This window comes from Pseudomonas taetrolens (assembly GCF_900475285.1).
GTDB classification, from domain to species: domain Bacteria; phylum Pseudomonadota; class Gammaproteobacteria; order Pseudomonadales; family Pseudomonadaceae; genus Aquipseudomonas; species Aquipseudomonas taetrolens.
Map to the genome: position 1 here is coordinate 1,589,599 of NZ_LS483370.1, position 15,047 is coordinate 1,604,645.

Annotated in this window: 10 protein-coding genes; 6 read left to right on the forward strand and 4 right to left on the reverse strand. The window is 60.3% G+C overall.

All coding sequences use genetic code 11. The annotated features are described in order from the left end of the window. Positions 1-271: 271 nt before the first annotated feature. Genes DQN55_RS07620 through cysG form a run of 6 tightly spaced genes read left to right on the forward strand, consistent with a single transcriptional unit; the run spans position 272 to position 7,811 of the window. Entirely contained in the window at positions 272-2,716 is a 2,445-nt protein-coding gene (locus DQN55_RS07620) for a DNA translocase FtsK (protein WP_408634592.1), read from the forward strand. A gap of 52 nt (positions 2,717-2,768) precedes the next feature. After that, positions 2,769-3,392: an outer membrane lipoprotein periplasmic chaperone LolA gene (lolA, locus tag DQN55_RS07625; RefSeq protein WP_048382507.1), complete on the forward strand. Its 624-nt coding sequence runs from the start codon at positions 2,769-2,771 to the stop codon at positions 3,390-3,392. Positions 3,393-3,422: 30 nt separating this feature from the next. Next, on the forward strand, positions 3,423-4,748 hold the full coding sequence (locus DQN55_RS07630) for a replication-associated recombination protein A (protein ID WP_048382508.1): 1,326 nt from the start codon (positions 3,423-3,425) through the stop codon (positions 4,746-4,748). Next, the gene (gene crcB / locus DQN55_RS07635; RefSeq protein ID WP_048382509.1) at positions 4,745-5,119 is read left to right on the forward strand and encodes a fluoride efflux transporter CrcB; all 375 of its coding nucleotides are present in this window, start codon (positions 4,745-4,747) and stop codon (positions 5,117-5,119) included. The genes DQN55_RS07630 and crcB overlap by 4 nt, the downstream gene beginning before the upstream one ends. A gap of 16 nt (positions 5,120-5,135) precedes the next feature. Next, positions 5,136-6,416: a serine--tRNA ligase gene (gene serS, locus DQN55_RS07640; RefSeq protein ID WP_048382510.1), complete on the forward strand. Its 1,281-nt coding sequence runs from the start codon at positions 5,136-5,138 to the stop codon at positions 6,414-6,416. Further along, on the forward strand, positions 6,417-7,811 hold the full coding sequence (gene cysG, locus DQN55_RS07645; RefSeq protein WP_048382511.1) for a siroheme synthase CysG: 1,395 nt from the start codon (positions 6,417-6,419) through the stop codon (positions 7,809-7,811). 61 nt (positions 7,812-7,872) lie between these two features. Here cysG and DQN55_RS07650 read toward each other — a convergent pair whose 3' ends face one another. The 4 genes from DQN55_RS07650 to mnmC all read right to left on the reverse strand — a co-directional run bounded on the left by DQN55_RS07650 (position 7,873) and on the right by mnmC (position 15,020). After that, complete coding sequence (locus DQN55_RS07650; protein WP_048382512.1) at positions 7,873-9,060, reverse strand: osmoprotectant NAGGN system M42 family peptidase; 1,188 nt, start codon at positions 9,058-9,060, stop codon at positions 7,873-7,875. 73 nt (positions 9,061-9,133) lie between these two features. Further along, positions 9,134-10,879, reverse strand: coding sequence for an N-acetylglutaminylglutamine synthetase (ngg, locus tag DQN55_RS07655; protein ID WP_048382513.1), 1,746 nt, complete (start codon positions 10,877-10,879; stop codon positions 9,134-9,136). Between the two features lie 3 nt (positions 10,880-10,882). Then, positions 10,883-12,655 carry an N-acetylglutaminylglutamine amidotransferase gene (locus DQN55_RS07660; protein WP_048382514.1) on the reverse strand — a complete coding sequence of 591 codons (1,773 nt, stop codon included), beginning with the start codon at positions 12,653-12,655 and terminating at the stop codon, positions 10,883-10,885. Positions 12,656-13,040: 385 nt separating this feature from the next. Next, entirely contained in the window at positions 13,041-15,020 is a 1,980-nt protein-coding gene (gene mnmC / locus DQN55_RS07665; RefSeq protein WP_048382515.1) for a bifunctional tRNA (5-methylaminomethyl-2-thiouridine)(34)-methyltransferase MnmC2/FAD-dependent 5-carboxymethylaminomethyl-2-thiouridine(34) oxidoreductase MnmC1, read from the reverse strand. Between the last annotated feature and the right edge of the window lie 27 nt (positions 15,021-15,047).

Genomic DNA, 15,047 nt, shown 5'->3' on the forward strand with positions numbered 1-15,047 from the left:
TTTGTCACAAAAGGCAATGCATGCTCAAATTAGCGCCTCTCAGGCCTATGGACGGTAAATGTCAGCGTCCCTGGCGGCGGCATGGCATCCACGGCTTAAACCCGTACAATGGCCCGCTTGTTTGAGCTGTTCTAAACTGCACAGAATTCACTGGGTTGCATGGCGGGCTGGTCATGCAGTTGCAGGTAATCATACAAGGCCGTGTGCAAGGCTAGTCCAGTTTCATGTCTGAACTTGTCACCTGCTCGATGCGAGCAGTATTTTGCAGTCAATCAATAGTTGGGCGCGCCACAGGCGCAGGAAAAGACGCGTTTTGAAGAAATCCACAGCAGCACCCAAAGCAGTTCCTCTCTGGCGTCAGCAATTGCACTACCGGCTCAAGGAAGGTGCATTGATCGCTATTGGGGCCTTATGTCTGTTTTTGATGATGGCCCTGCTGACCTACGGCAAGGACGATCCCGGCTGGAGTCATAACAGCCGCGTAGTGGATGTACAGAACTTCGGCGGGCCGGCAGGCTCCTACAGCGCTGACATCCTGTTCATGGTGCTGGGTTATTTCGCCTACATCTTCCCGTTGTTGCTGGCGGTCAAGGCTTACCAGATTTTTCGTGAGCGGCATCAGCCGTGGCAGTGGAGCGGCTGGCTGTTCTCGTGGCGCCTGGTCGGGCTGCTGTTTCTGGTGCTCTCGGGCGCGGCCCTGGCTCATCTGCACTTCCACTCGGCGGCGGGCCTGCCCGCAGGTGCCGGGGGGGCCTTGGGCGAGAGCCTGGGAGATCTGGCCAAGAACGCGTTGAACGTCCAGGGCAGCACTTTGCTGCTGATTGCATTGTTCCTGTTTGGCCTGACGGTATTTACTGACCTGTCATGGTTCAAGGTGATGGACGTGACCGGCAAGATCACCCTGGACCTGTTTGAGCTGATCCAGGGGGCTGCCAATCGCTGGTGGGCGGACCGTAACGAGCGCAAGCAACTGGTGGCTCAATTGCGTGAAGCCGACAGCCGGGTCAATGAAGTGGTTGCGCCGAGCGTCTCCGACAAGCGTGAGCAAGCCAAGGCCAAGGAACGCTTGATCGAACGCGAGCAGGCGCTGACCAAACATATGTCCGAGCGCGAAAAACACGTGCCGGCTGTGATTGCGCCCGCACCTGCCAAAGCCCCCGAGCCAAGCAAGCGTGTGCAGAAAGAAAAGCAGGCCCCGTTGTTCGTCGACAGCGCGGTGGAAGGTACGCTGCCCCCAATCTCGATTCTTGACCCGGCCGAGAAGAAACAGCTCAACTATTCCCCTGAATCCCTGGCGGCCGTTGGCCACCTGCTTGAAATCAAGCTCAAGGAGTTTGGGGTCGAGGTGTCGGTCGATTCGATTCACCCGGGGCCGGTGATCACCCGTTACGAGATTCAACCTGCAGCCGGGGTCAAGGTCAGCCGTATTGCCAACTTGGCCAAAGACCTTGCCCGTTCGCTGGCCGTGACCAGTGTGCGGGTGGTTGAAGTGATTCCGGGCAAGACCACGGTGGGGATCGAGATCCCTAACGAGGACCGTCAGATCGTACGGTTCTCCGAAGTCTTGTCGACCCCGGAGTTTGATGATGCCAAGTCCCCTGTGACCCTGGCGTTGGGGCATGACATCGGTGGCAAGCCGGTGATTACCGATCTGGCGAAAATGCCGCACTTGCTGGTGGCCGGTACAACCGGTTCCGGTAAGTCGGTGGGTGTGAACGCCATGATCCTGTCGATCCTGTTCAAGTCGGGCCCGGAAGACGCCAAGCTGATCATGATCGACCCGAAAATGCTTGAGCTGTCGATCTACGAAGGCATTCCGCACCTGCTGTGCCCGGTGGTAACGGACATGAAAGACGCCGCGAACGCCTTGCGCTGGAGCGTGGCCGAGATGGAGCGTCGCTACAAGTTGATGGCCAAGATGGGCGTGCGTAACCTCGCCGGCTTCAACCAGAAGATCAAAGAGGCTGAAGCGGCAGGCGAGCCGTTGACCGATCCGTTGTACAAGCGAGAAAGCATTCACGACGAAGCGCCGCTGTTGACCAAGTTGCCGACCATCGTGGTGGTGGTCGACGAATTTGCCGACATGATGATGATCGTTGGCAAGAAGGTTGAAGAGCTGATCGCCCGTATTGCCCAGAAAGCCCGTGCCGCAGGCATTCACTTGATCCTGGCCACCCAGCGTCCGTCGGTGGATGTCATCACCGGCCTGATCAAGGCCAACATCCCGACCCGTATGGCGTTTCAGGTTTCGAGCAAGATCGACTCGCGCACCATCATCGACCAGGGTGGCGCGGAGCAACTGCTGGGGCATGGTGACATGCTCTACATGCCGCCAGGTACCAGCTTGCCGATTCGTGTTCACGGCGCGTTCGTTTCCGATGAAGAAGTTCACCGCGTCGTTGAAGCCTGGAAGTTGCGCGGCAGCCCGGATTACAACGATGACATCCTGGCTGGCGTCGAAGAACCTGGCAGCGGGTTTGACGGTGGCAGCAGCGAAGGCGGCGATGACGCTGAAACCGATGCGCTCTATGACGAGGCCGTGCAGTTCGTCCTTGAGAGCCGCCGTGCTTCAATTTCTGCCGTACAGCGCAAACTGAAAATCGGCTACAACCGTGCGGCCCGTATGATCGAGTCCATGGAAATGGCCGGGGTTGTGACCTCGATGAACACCAATGGCTCCCGCGAAGTGCTGGCGCCAGCCCCTGTACGCGATTGACCGGCCTGCGGAAAATCCGCAAGCGGCCTTGCACTAATCAATGAGGAATTCCATGCGTTTTGCCAGCCTGCTTTTGCTACCGGTATTGGCTTTTTCTTCGCTTTCGGCCCACGCTGACGCTGACAGTGTGAAGCGTCTTGGCCAATTGCTCGGGCAGTCGGACACCATCACTGCGCGTTTCTCCCAGCTGACGCTGGATGGCAGCGGCACCCAGCTGCAGGAAACCGCCGGTGAGATGGCGGTCAAGCGTCCGGGCCTGTTCTACTGGCACACCGATGCTCCGCAAGAGCAGACGATGATATCCGACGGGCAGAAAGTGACGCTCTGGGACCCGGACCTGGAACAGGCCACTATCAAGAAGCTGGATCAGCGTCTGACCCAGACCCCGGCCCTGCTGCTGTCCGGTGATGTGTCGAAGATCAGTGAAAGTTTTGACATCACCTCAAAACAGGCCGGTGACGTGATGGACTTCACCCTCAAGCCGAAAACCAAGGACACCTTGTTCGACTCCCTGCGTCTGTCGTTTCGCGGCGGCAAGATCAACGACATGCAACTGATCGACAGCGTAGGACAGCGCACCAACATTCTGTTCAACGGGGTTGAGGTCAACAAGCCGATCCCAGCCTCAAAATTCAAGTTCGAGATCCCGAAAGGGGCTGACGTCATCCAGGAGTAATCCTGGAACAAGAGGTTTGAAACGCTGCCCATGGATTTGTTTCGAAGTGCCCCGATCGCTCAACCGCTGGCTGCCCGTCTGCGCGCAGCCAACCTGGATGAGTATGTCGGTCAGGAACACCTGCTCGCTCGCGGTAAGCCCTTGCGCGAAGCGCTGGAGCAGGGTGCGCTGCATTCGATGATCTTCTGGGGCCCGCCGGGGGTGGGTAAAACCACCCTGGCGCGGTTGCTGGCTGAAGTCTCGGATGCGCACTTTGAGACGGTTTCGGCGGTATTGGCCGGGGTCAAGGAGATCCGCCAGGCCGTTGAGATCGCCAAGCAGCAGGCCGCGCAGTATGGCCGGCGCACCATCTTGTTCGTCGACGAAGTGCATCGCTTCAACAAGTCGCAGCAGGATGCGTTTTTGCCCTACGTCGAAGACGGTACCTTGATCTTCATCGGGGCGACTACTGAAAACCCCTCCTTTGAACTCAATAACGCGTTGTTGTCCAGGGCGCGGGTGTATGTGCTCAAAAGCCTCGATGAAGCGGCTCTGCACAAGCTGGTGCAGCGTGCGTTGACCGAAGAACGTGGTCTGGGCAAGCGTGATCTGACCCTTAGCGATGAAGGCTTCCAGACGCTGCTGCGGGCGGCGGATGGTGACGGCCGGCGCTTGCTCAACCTGCTGGAGAACGCCTCGGACCTGGCTGAAGACCACAGCGAAATTGGCACCGAACTGTTGCAAAGCTTGCTGGGCGACACCCAGCGTCGTTTCGACAAGGGCGGCGAAGCGTTCTACGACCAGATCTCGGCCCTGCACAAGTCGGTGCGCGGTTCCAACCCGGATGGTGCCCTGTACTGGTTTGCCCGCATGATCGATGGCGGCTGCGACCCGTTGTATATCGCCCGGCGAGTGGTACGCATGGCCAGTGAAGACATCGGCAACGCCGACCCCAGGGCCTTGAGCCTGTGCCTCTCGGCCTGGGACGTGCAAGAGCGGCTCGGCAGTCCGGAAGGTGAGCTGGCAGTGGCGCAGGCCATTACCTACCTGGCCTGCGCGCCAAAAAGCAACGCCGTATACATGGGCTTCAAGGCTGCACTGCGCAGCGCGGCCGAATATGGCTCGCTCGAAGTGCCGCTGCACTTGCGCAATGCGCCGACCAAGCTGATGAAGCAGCTCGGCTACGGTGACGAATACCGCTACGCCCATGACGAGCCCGAGGCTTATGCTGCGGGCGAAGACTATTTTCCGGACGAGCTGGAGCCCTTGGCGCTCTACCAACCGGTGCCTCGCGGGCTGGAACTCAAAATCGGCGAGAAGCTCAAGCACCTTGCCGCTCTGGACCGTGCCAGCCCGATACAGCGGAGAAAACCTTGATTCCTGTTGTTCTTGCCGTCTCGGCCGGCGGTGTTGCGGGCACCTTGTTGCGCTTTGCCACGGGTAACTGGATCAACGCCAATTGGCCTCGGCACTTTTATACGGCGACATTGGCCGTTAATATCGTGGGCTGCCTGCTGATTGGCATCCTTTACGGCCTTTTTTTGATGCGCCCGGAAGTACCGATTGAAGTCCGAGCCGGGCTGATGATCGGTTTCCTGGGCGGCTTGACCACTTTTTCATCCTTTTCACTGGATACGGTGCGCCTGCTTGAAAGCGGGCAAGTGCCGCTGGCACTGGGCTATGCGGCCCTCAGCGTATTCGGCGGGCTGCTCGCAACCTGGGCTGGCCTGTCCCTGACCAAACTTTGATAAACGAGAAACCGACATGCTCGATTCCAAACTGTTACGTAGCAACCTGCAGGACGTAGCGGATCGCCTGGCATCCCGTGGCTTCAAGCTGGACGTGGCGCGCATCGACGCGCTGGAAGCCAAGCGTAAAGAAGTCCAGACCCTGACCGAGAAGCTGCAGGCCGAGCGTAATGCCATCTCCAAGAGCATCGGCCAGGCCAAGGCGCGCGGTGAAGACATCGCGCCATTGATGGCCAGTGTCGAAACCATGGGCAGCGATCTGGCCAACGGTAAAGTCGAGCTGGAAGCGATTCAGACTGAACTGGACTCGATCCTGCTGAGCCTGCCAAACCTGCCGCACGAATCGGTGCCGGTCGGCGCTGACGAAGACGGCAACGTCGAAATCCGTCGCTGGGGCACGCCCAAGGTCTTCGATTTTGAAATCAAGGACCACGTTGCACTGGGCGAGCAGTACGGCTGGCTCGACTTCGAAACCGCTGCCAAACTGTCTGGTGCGCGTTTCGCCTTGCTGCGCGGGCCAATCGCACGCCTGCACCGTGCCCTTGCACAGTTCATGCTCAACCTGCATATCAATGAACACGGCTATGAAGAGGCTTACACGCCTTATCTGGTCCAGGCGCCTGCGTTGCAGGGCACCGGCCAGTTGCCGAAGTTCGAGGAAGACCTGTTCAAGATCAGCCGCGAAGGCGAAGCCGATCTGTACCTGATCCCGACCGCTGAAGTGTCGCTGACCAATATCGTGTCCGGCGAAATCGTCGATCACAAAACCCTGCCGATCAAGTTTGTGGCGCACACACCGTGCTTCCGCAGTGAAGCCGGTGCATCAGGCCGTGATACCCGCGGCATGATTCGTCAGCACCAGTTCGACAAGGTTGAAATGGTGCAGATCGTCGAGCCATCGACGTCGATGGACGCGCTGGAAGGCCTGGTCGGCAATGCCGAGAAAGTCTTGCAACTGCTGGAACTGCCATACCGTACCCTGGCGCTGTGCACCGGCGACATGGGCTTCAGCGCGGTCAAGACTTACGATCTGGAAGTATGGGTTCCGAGCCAGGACAAGTACCGCGAGATTTCGTCGTGCTCCAACTGCGGTGATTTCCAGGCCCGTCGCATGCAGGCGCGTTTCCGTAACCCGGAAACCGGCAAACCGGAACTGGTCCACACCTTGAACGGTTCCGGTTTGGCAGTAGGCCGTACCCTGGTAGCCGTGCTGGAAAACTATCAGCAGGCAGACGGCTCGATCCGTGTGCCTGAAGTACTCAAGCCTTACATGGGCGGCATCGAGGTCATCGGCTAAATGGAGTTTCTGCCGCTGTTTCATAACCTGCGTGGCCGCCGTGTGCTGGTGGTTGGCGGCGGGGAGATTGCCTTGCGCAAATCCCGGCTGCTGGCCGATGCCGGCGCGGTGCTGCGGGTTGTCGCACCCGAAATAGAACCTCAGTTGTGCGAGTTGGTAAACAGCAGTGGCGGCGAGCAAGTGTTGCGCGGCTATGTTGAAGCGGATCTGGACGGCTGCGTCCTGATCATCGCAGCGACCGACGATGAGCCGCTCAATGCCCAGGTGTCCGCGGATGCCAATCGCCGGTGCGTACCGGTCAATGTGGTGGATGCTCCGGCCTTGTGCAGTGTGATTTTTCCGGCGATTGTTGACCGTTCGCCCTTGGTGATTGCCGTCTCCAGCGGCGGCGATGCACCGGTACTGGCGCGGTTGATTCGCGCGAAGCTTGAAACCTGGATACCTTCGACTTACGGGCAGCTTGCCGGTCTTGCGGCGCGTTTCCGGACTCAGGTCAAAGGCCTGTTTCCGGACGTACAGCAGCGCCGCGGCTTCTGGGAAGACGTGTTTCAGGGGCCGATTGCCGACCGTCAACTGGCCGGGCAGGGGGCTGAAGCCGAGCGCATGTTGCTGGCGAAAATCAAGGGTGAACCGGTCAAGACCACCGGTGAGGTTTATCTGGTGGGGGCAGGGCCGGGTGATCCCGATCTGCTGACCTTCCGCGCCTTGCGTCTGATGCAACAAGCGGATGTGGTGTTGTACGACCGCTTGGTGGCACCGGCGATTCTTGAGCTGTGCCGTCGTGATGCCGAGCGGGTGTATGTCGGCAAGCGTCGCGCTGACCACGCCGTGCCGCAAGATCAGATCAACCAGCAATTGGTGGACCTGGCTCGGCAAGGCAAGCGGGTGGTGCGGCTCAAGGGCGGCGACCCGTTCATCTTCGGCCGAGGTGGCGAAGAAATTGAAGAGCTGGCAGCCCATGGCATTGCCTTTCAGGTGGTGCCGGGGATTACGGCTGCCAGTGGTTGCTCGGCGTATGCCGGGATTCCACTGACCCATCGTGATTACGCGCAATCCGTGCGTTTTGTCACGGGGCATTTGAAGGACGGCACCAGCAATCTACCCTGGAGCGATCTGGTCGCGCCGGCACAGACACTGGTGTTCTACATGGGCCTGGTGGGCTTGCCGGTCATCTGCGAACAACTGATTAAACATGGTCGTTCGGCGGATACCCCGGCAGCCTTGATTCAGCAAGGCACCACCGCGAACCAGCGGGTGTTCACCGGTACGCTGAAGGATTTGCCATCATTGGTGGCAGAGCACGAAGTTCATGCGCCAACCCTGGTGATTGTGGGTGAAGTGGTGCTGTTGCGTGAAAAGCTTGCCTGGTTCGAAGGCGCGCAGTCTCAGGTCTGAGGCCTCCGGCCTTTCCCGCAGGAGCAATCGGTTTTCCGCCGGTTGCTCCTGCAGGCCATGACTAACTCCGGTTATCCCCTACCAGACTGTCGACCGACGGCACCCGTGTGTCGCTTTCCATTTGTGCATCATGCTCAAGCTGATGGCTGAAGCGGTCCAGTGACCCCTGTGCCGGTTGTGCATCGCTGGCAAACACCGGCGGGCTGAGCATATAGGCACCCAGCAAGCGACTCAGCGCTGCGAGGCTATCAATGTGGGTGCGCTCATAGCCGTGGGTGGCATCACAGCCGAAGGCCAGCAACGCGGTACGAATATCGTGCCCTGCGGTCACCGCTGAATGGGCATCGCTGAAGTAGTAGCGGAACATGTCCCGGCGCACCGGCAGTTCGTTTTCGCTGGCCAGGCGCAACAAGTGCCGTGACAAGTGGTAGTCGTAAGGCCCGCCTGAATCCTGCATGGCCACACTGACCGCATGTTCACTGGAGTGCTGCCCCGGCGCTACCGGCGCAATATCAATACCGACAAACTCACTCACATCCCACGGCAAGGCTGCGGCCGCACCGCTTCCGGTTTCTTCGGTAATGGTGAAGAGCGGGTGGCAGTCGATCAAGGGTTGCTGACCGCTCTCGACAATCGCCTTCAAGGCGGCGAGCAGGGCCGCGACACCGGCTTTGTCATCCAGATGCCGAGCGCTGATATGACCGCTTTCAGTGAATTCCGGCAGAGGGTCAAAGGCGACGAAATCGCCGACGTTGATCCCCAGAGAGTCGCAGTCGGCACGGGTGACGCAGTACGCGTCCAGACGCAGCTCGATGTGATCCCAACTGATCGGCAGCTCATCGACGCCGGTATTGAACGCATGACCCGAGGCCATTAACGGCAATACGCTGCCGCGAATCACGCCGTTGTCGGTAAACAGGCTGACGCGGCTGCCTTCGGCAAAGCGACTGGACCAGCAGCCCACGGGGGCCAGGACCAGCCGGCCGTTGTCCTTGATTGCCCGCACGCTGGCGCCGATGGTGTCGAGGTGAGCGGAGACGGCGCGGTCCGGGCTGTTTTTCTGGCCCTTGAGCGTGGCGCGCAACGTGCCACGCCGGGTCAGTTCAAACGGAATCCCCAGCTCTTCGAGGCGTTCGGCGACATAGCGCACGATGGTGTCGGTAAAGCCGGTAGGGCTTGGAATGGCGAGCATTTCCAGCAATACCCGTTGCAGGTACTCGAGGTCGGGTTCAGGGATTGTGGGATTCATGAAAGCTCCAGAGGCGAGGCCCGCTGCGTCTTGTGAACGCAGCGCGGCTCGGGATGACGTTCAGCGACGCGGGTCAGGGCGCCGGCTGACTATGGGGGAACAACAAATCGATAAAGCGTTCTGCCGTCGGTTGCGGGTCATGGTTGGCCAGGCCGGCACGTTCGTTTGCCTCGATAAACACATACTCGGGTTGATCGGCGGCCGGGACCAGCAGGTCCAGGCCTACCACGGGAATGTCCAGTGCCCGGGCCGCGCGAATCGCCGCGTCGGCCAACGTCGGGTGCAGTATGTCGGTGACATCTTCCAGGCAGCCGCCGGTGTGCAAATTGGCAGTGCGGCGTACGACAAGGGGTTCACCTGCGGGCAAAATGCTTGTGTACTCGTAGCCTGCCGCCTGCACCGTGCGCAGGGTTTCGGCGTCTTGCGGAATGCGGCTTTCGCCTTCGGTGGCGGCCTGCCGCCGACGGCTTTGGGCCTCGATCAATTGTGCAACGCTGTGCAGGCCATCGCCCGTCACTTGTGCGGGTCGGCGGATGGCGGCGGCGACGACTTCAAAGCCGATCACCACAATCCGCAGATCGTGCCCTTCATGGAAGCTTTCGAGGAGCACCCGGCTGTCGAACGCACGCGCCGTTTCGATGGCCTGTTGCACCTGTTCGAGGGTGTCCAGGTTCACCGCCACACCATTGCCTTGCTCGCCATCCACGGGCTTGACCACGATCCGCGCGTGCTCCTCCAGAAATGCCAGATGGTCATCGGCATTGCTGGCCAGTTGCTGGACCGGCAAATTCAGCCCCGCCTGGCTCAATACTTTGTGGGTCAGCCTTTTGTCCTGGCACAGGTTCATGCTGATGGCGCTGGTCAGATCACTCAGCGATTCCCGGCAGCGGATCCGGCGCCCGCCATGGCTGAGGGTGAATAGTCCGGCTGCGGCGTCATCAATCTGCACGTCGATACCGCGCCGGTAGGCCTCTTCGACCAGGATCCGCGCATAGGGATTGAGCCCGGCTTCAGGACCGGGGCCAAGGAAGAGCGGCTGGTTGATGCCGTTTCTGCGTTTGATGGCAAACGTCGACAGGTTGCGAAACCCCAGCTTCGTATAAAGATTCTTGGCCTGTGCGTTGTCGTGCAGCACCGACAAGTCCAGATAGCTCAGGCCGCGACTCATGAAGTGTTCGATCAAGTGCCGCACCAGCACTTCACCGACCCCGGGTCGGGTACAGTGAGGATCAACCGCCAGGCACCACAGGCTGCTGCCGTTCTCCGGGTCATGAAACGCTGCATGGTGATTCAAGCCCATGACGCTGCCAATCACCGCGCCACTGTCTTCATCCTCGGCCATCCAGTACACCGGCCCGCCTTTATGCCGCGCGGTCAGCAGGGCAGGGTCGACAGGCAGCATATTGCGCGCCAGATACAGGCTGTTGATGGCTGCCCAGTCGGACTCGCTTTGCACGCGCCGGATCCGGAAGCCGCGGTATACCCGGGTGGCCGGGCGATAGTCACTGAACCACAGACGCAAGGTGTCCGAGGGATCGAGAAACAGCTGTTGCGGAGATTGCGCCAGCACCTGCTGGGGCGCGGCCACATAGAGCGCGATATCGCGCTCGCCGGGGCGTTCCTTGAGTAACTCGTTGGCCAGGCTCAGCGGGTCGGGGAAAGTATGCCCGATCAGTAGCCGGCCCCAGCCGCAATGCACGGCGACAGGTAGGGCGCCCAATTCACTGCCGTCTTCGGCGAAGCGCGCCTGGAGGCGCTCATAAGACGGTGTTTGCCCGCGTATCAAGCGCTGGCTGTAAGCCGTAGCGAGGGGTTTCATTGGTTAGATTCCTTGTTCGCTCAGCCACAAGTTCAAGGCTGCCAGTTGCCACAGCTTTGAACCGTTCAAGGGGGTCAACTGACCTTGGGGATTGGTCAGCAACTGGTCAAGCATGGCCGGCTTGAACAGCCCGCGGTCTTGACTCGGATCCAGCAGCAGGTCCCGTACCCAATTCAAGGTGTCGCCTTGCAAATGTTTGAGCCCAGGAACCGGGAAATAACCCTTTTTACGGTCGATGACTTCGCTGGGAATCACCAGTCGCGCCGCTTCCTTGAGCACTTGCTTGCCACCGTCCGGCAGTTTGAAACGGGCCGGAATCCGGGCCGACAGTTCAGCCAGACGGTAATCGAGGAACGGTGTGCGGGCTTCAAGGCCCCAGGCCATGGTCATGTTATCGACCCGTTTTACCGGGTCATCCACCAGCATCACCGTGCTGTCCAGGCGCAGGGCCTTGTCCACTCCGGCGTCGGCACCCGGTTGGGCGAAATGTTCCCGGACAAAATCTCCCGCCGCATCATTGGCGGTTAACCACTGTGGCTGGACAGTGGCTTTGTACTCGTCATGGCTGCGGTCGAAAAATGCTTCGCGGTAGGCGGCGTAGGGATCGCGGGCGCCATCCACTTGCGGGTACCAGTGATAACCGGCAAACAGTTCGTCCGCGCCCTGACCGCTCTGTACCACTTTGCAATGCTTGGCGACTTCGCGGGACAGTAAGTAAAAAGCGATGCAGTCATGGCTGACCATCGGCTCGCTCATGGCACGGAAGGCCGCTGGCAACTGTTCGATGATTTCGTTTTCGCCAATCCGCAACTGGTGGTGCTGCGTGCCGTAGTGCCGGGCGATCAGATCCGAGTACTGGAATTCGTCACCGCGCTCGCCGCCAGCGTCCTGGAAACCGATCGAAAAAGTCGACAGGTCTTGTACACCGACCTCGCGCAATAACCCCACCAGCAGGCTCGAATCGACCCCGCCCGACAGCAATACACCGACATCCACGGCTGCACGCTGGCGTATGGCGACGGCTTCGCGGGTGCTGTCGAGCACGCGGTCGCGCCAGTCTTCAAGGGTCAGATGAGTTTCATCGGCATGGGGGCCGTAGGGCAGTGTCCACCAGGTTTTCTGTTCGGTACTGCCGTTGGCGTCGATGCGCATCCAGGTGGCCGGCGGCAGTTTCTCAATCCCGGCAATCAGCGTCCTGGGGGCGGGCACTACAGAGTGGAAATTCAGGTAATGGTTGAGCGCTACCGGGTCGAGCAAGGTGTTGATGTCACCACCCTTGAGCAGCGCCGGCAGGCTGGAAGCAAAGCGCAGGCGTTCACCGGTACGCGACAGGTACAGCGGTTTCACCCCAAGGCGGTCACGGGCGATGAACAGACGCCGGGCGTCGCGTTCCCAAATGGCGAAGGCAAACATGCCATTGAGTTTGGGCAGTAAGGCTTCGCCCCAGGCGTGATAGCCCTTGAGCAGGACTTCGGTGTCACCCTCGGAGTAAAAGGTGTATCCGAGGTCTTGCAGTTCAGCTCTTAATTCGGGGAAGTTATAGATCGCGCCATTGAAGGCCAGCGACAAGCCAAGTGAGTTGTCGACCATCGGCTGCGCGGAACCGTCTGACAAGTCCATGATCTTGAGGCGCCGATGCCCCAGGGCAACTGGCCCCTGACTGTAAAATCCCCAAGCGTCGGGTCCGCGTGGTGCAAGGTGATGGGTGATGCGTTCGATGGCTGCCAGGTTGGCAGGTTGGTGATCAAAACGTAACTCTCCAGCTAATCCGCACATGCTGCTTTAACCCTTTTGAATCCGGGCCTGCAGCGCTACTGCTGATTCCTGGGTACCTGATGCGTACCCTCTACAGCCTTTTCGGGTTCACCGGCTCGCTCCCGTCAATCGGCGAGCGGGTCCACCGTGCAAAGGCGCAAGCCGAAAAAATCCGGCAATGCTTGCACCCCGTAGCGCTCAGGTCCTGTTTTGGATCGGACACAGCGCTCTGACCTTTCTCCCGATCCTTGCGGCGCGAACACACTGTCAGAGCGCGCCGCCGCGAGTAATCGTTTTTTTCGAGTACCCAGGCGTCGCAATCGTTCAATAAATTTTCACGTCGGGTGGATGAGTGGCACCCGGCCGCCTGCCTGAAGGGCGTCCCGAGCGCCCGTCCAGAGGGGGGTTACAACCCTTTGATCAACGCCCTGAGTGCAAAGCGATTGGGGTGGCAGGCTTCGGCGATGCTGCGGGGGACAGGCAAGGGTGCACCATCGATCCAGGCCGCCAGTAGCTCGCCGGAGATCGGGGCGGTGATCAGGCCGCGCGAACCGTGACCGCTGTTGACGTACAGGCCGTGCAGCCATGGGCATTCGGTGCCGGGCACCTGGCGTGCGTCCTTGCGCAGCACAGCATAAGCCTCGGTGAAGGCCTCGGGGTCGGCCAGCGGCCCGACGATCGGCAGGTAGTCAGGGCTGGTGCAACGGAAAGCTGCCCAGCCGCTGAGATGTTCGGGGTCCAGGTGCTCGCCACCCAGGCGTTGCGCCATGTCCGGGGAGATCTCCTGGAGCAGATCGAGATTGCCCTGATGGCCGGCTGGTGTCGTGGTCAGGTCTTCATTATTGAAATCGAAACTGGCGCCCAGGGTGTGCTCACCCAAGCGCCCGGGGGCAACGTAACCTTCCGCGCATACCACGGTGTTCAACGCGGCGCTGTCCTGGGTCTCGACCAGTTGGGTGATCTGGCCGCGAATGCGTTTGAGCGGCAAGCCGCTGCTGGCGGCAAAACGCTTGACCTCGGCAGCCCCGGCCAGAATCACCACCGGCGCACTGGCCAGTACCTCATCGCCCTGGCAGGCCTGCCACTGGCCGTCGACGTTGCGCAGTTGCACGACATCATGGTGGGTCAGGACTTGAATGCCTGGGCGCTGCGCCTGGTAATGGCACAGTGCTGGTGGATGCACCCAGCCACCTTCCGGGTAGAACAGGCCGCCATGGGCCAGTTCGATGCCGGCCAATGCCTGGGCCTGGGGCTGGTCGAGCAAGTGCACCAGCGCCGGAGGAAAGGCACCCGCCAATTGCGCCTGACGTTCGCTCTCTTTGGCGTTGAAGCCCAATTGCAGCACACCGCAGTCATCCCAGTCGCGTCCGCGCTGCAGTTGCTCCAGCAAGCGGCGGGTATAGCCAAAACCGCTGACAATCAGTTGCGACAGGGTTGTGCCGTGGGCGGAAAGCTTCAGATACAGCACCCCTTGCGGATTGCCCGAGGCTTCCTTGGCCAGTTTCTCATGGCGCTCCAGCAAGCTGACTTGCCAACCTCTTTTGGCCAGGCTATTGGCACTGGCACAGCCCGCCAGACCACCACCGATCACCAGGGCTTTACGCTCGCCCTCGATCTGAGGCGGGCGGGCGTACCAAGGCTTGATGGTTGGGCTGGGGGTTGCTTGCTCCGGCAAACCGATAAAAGCGCCGCGCAGGATTTCCCACTTGTGGCCAATGCCTGGCGTACGGCGCATTTTGAAGCCGGCGTCGTTTAACGCCCGGCGCACCCAGCCAGTACTGGTAAAGGTGCTGATGGTGGAGTCGGGCGCCGCAAGGCGAGCCAGTTGCGCGAACAGCTCGGGGGACCACATGTCCGGATTTTTCGCCGGGGCGAAGCCGTCGAGAAACCAGGCGTCGATGCGTGCGTCGAGTTGCGGCAGCTGTTCCAGTACATCACCGATCAGCAGGGTGAGCGTCACTCGACCGTTGTCCAGGCACAGGCTCTGAAAACCGGGGTGAATCGCGAAATAGACCGCCAGCAATTGCTCGCTGTAGCGCGTCAGCTCTGGCCACAGGGCGAGGGCGCGCTGCAAGTCGTCGCGGGTCAGGGGGTATTTTTCGACGCTGATGAAGTGCAGACGGGCATCGGGCCGTGCTGTCTGCTCAAACAGTTGCCAGGCGCACAAAAAATTGAGCCCGGTGCCGAATCCGGTTTCGCCAATCACCAGCTCGCCATGGGCGGGCAGGGCGCTGAAGCGCTCTTTGAGAGCGTTCTGCTCGATAAATACGTAACGGGTTTCTTCGAGACCGGACTGGTCCGAAAAATACACATCATCAAACGCCCGAGAATGAGGGCGGCCTTGGTCATCCCAGTCAATCTGGGCATTGGGCGTTTCAATAGTCATGTGCGGCTCGGCAACGGCAAGGCGGCC

Excerpts from the sequence above, each read along its gene's own strand:
- DQN55_RS07630 (WP_048382508.1), top strand. The coding sequence starts at position 3,423 with ATGGATTTGTTTCGAAGTGCCCCGATCGCTCAACCGCTGGCTGCCCGT.
- lolA (WP_048382507.1), top strand. The coding sequence starts at position 2,769 with ATGCGTTTTGCCAGCCTGCTTTTGCTACCGGTATTGGCTTTTTCTTCG.
- DQN55_RS07650 (WP_048382512.1), bottom strand. The coding sequence starts at position 9,060 with ATGAATCCCACAATCCCTGAACCCGACCTCGAGTACCTGCAACGGGTA.
- cysG (WP_048382511.1), top strand. The coding sequence starts at position 6,417 with ATGGAGTTTCTGCCGCTGTTTCATAACCTGCGTGGCCGCCGTGTGCTG.
- ngg (WP_048382513.1), bottom strand. The coding sequence starts at position 10,879 with ATGAAACCCCTCGCTACGGCTTACAGCCAGCGCTTGATACGCGGGCAA.
- mnmC (WP_048382515.1), bottom strand. The coding sequence starts at position 15,020 with ATGACTATTGAAACGCCCAATGCCCAGATTGACTGGGATGACCAAGGC.
- DQN55_RS07660 (WP_048382514.1), bottom strand. The coding sequence starts at position 12,655 with ATGTGCGGATTAGCTGGAGAGTTACGTTTTGATCACCAACCTGCCAAC.
- serS (WP_048382510.1), top strand. The coding sequence starts at position 5,136 with ATGCTCGATTCCAAACTGTTACGTAGCAACCTGCAGGACGTAGCGGAT.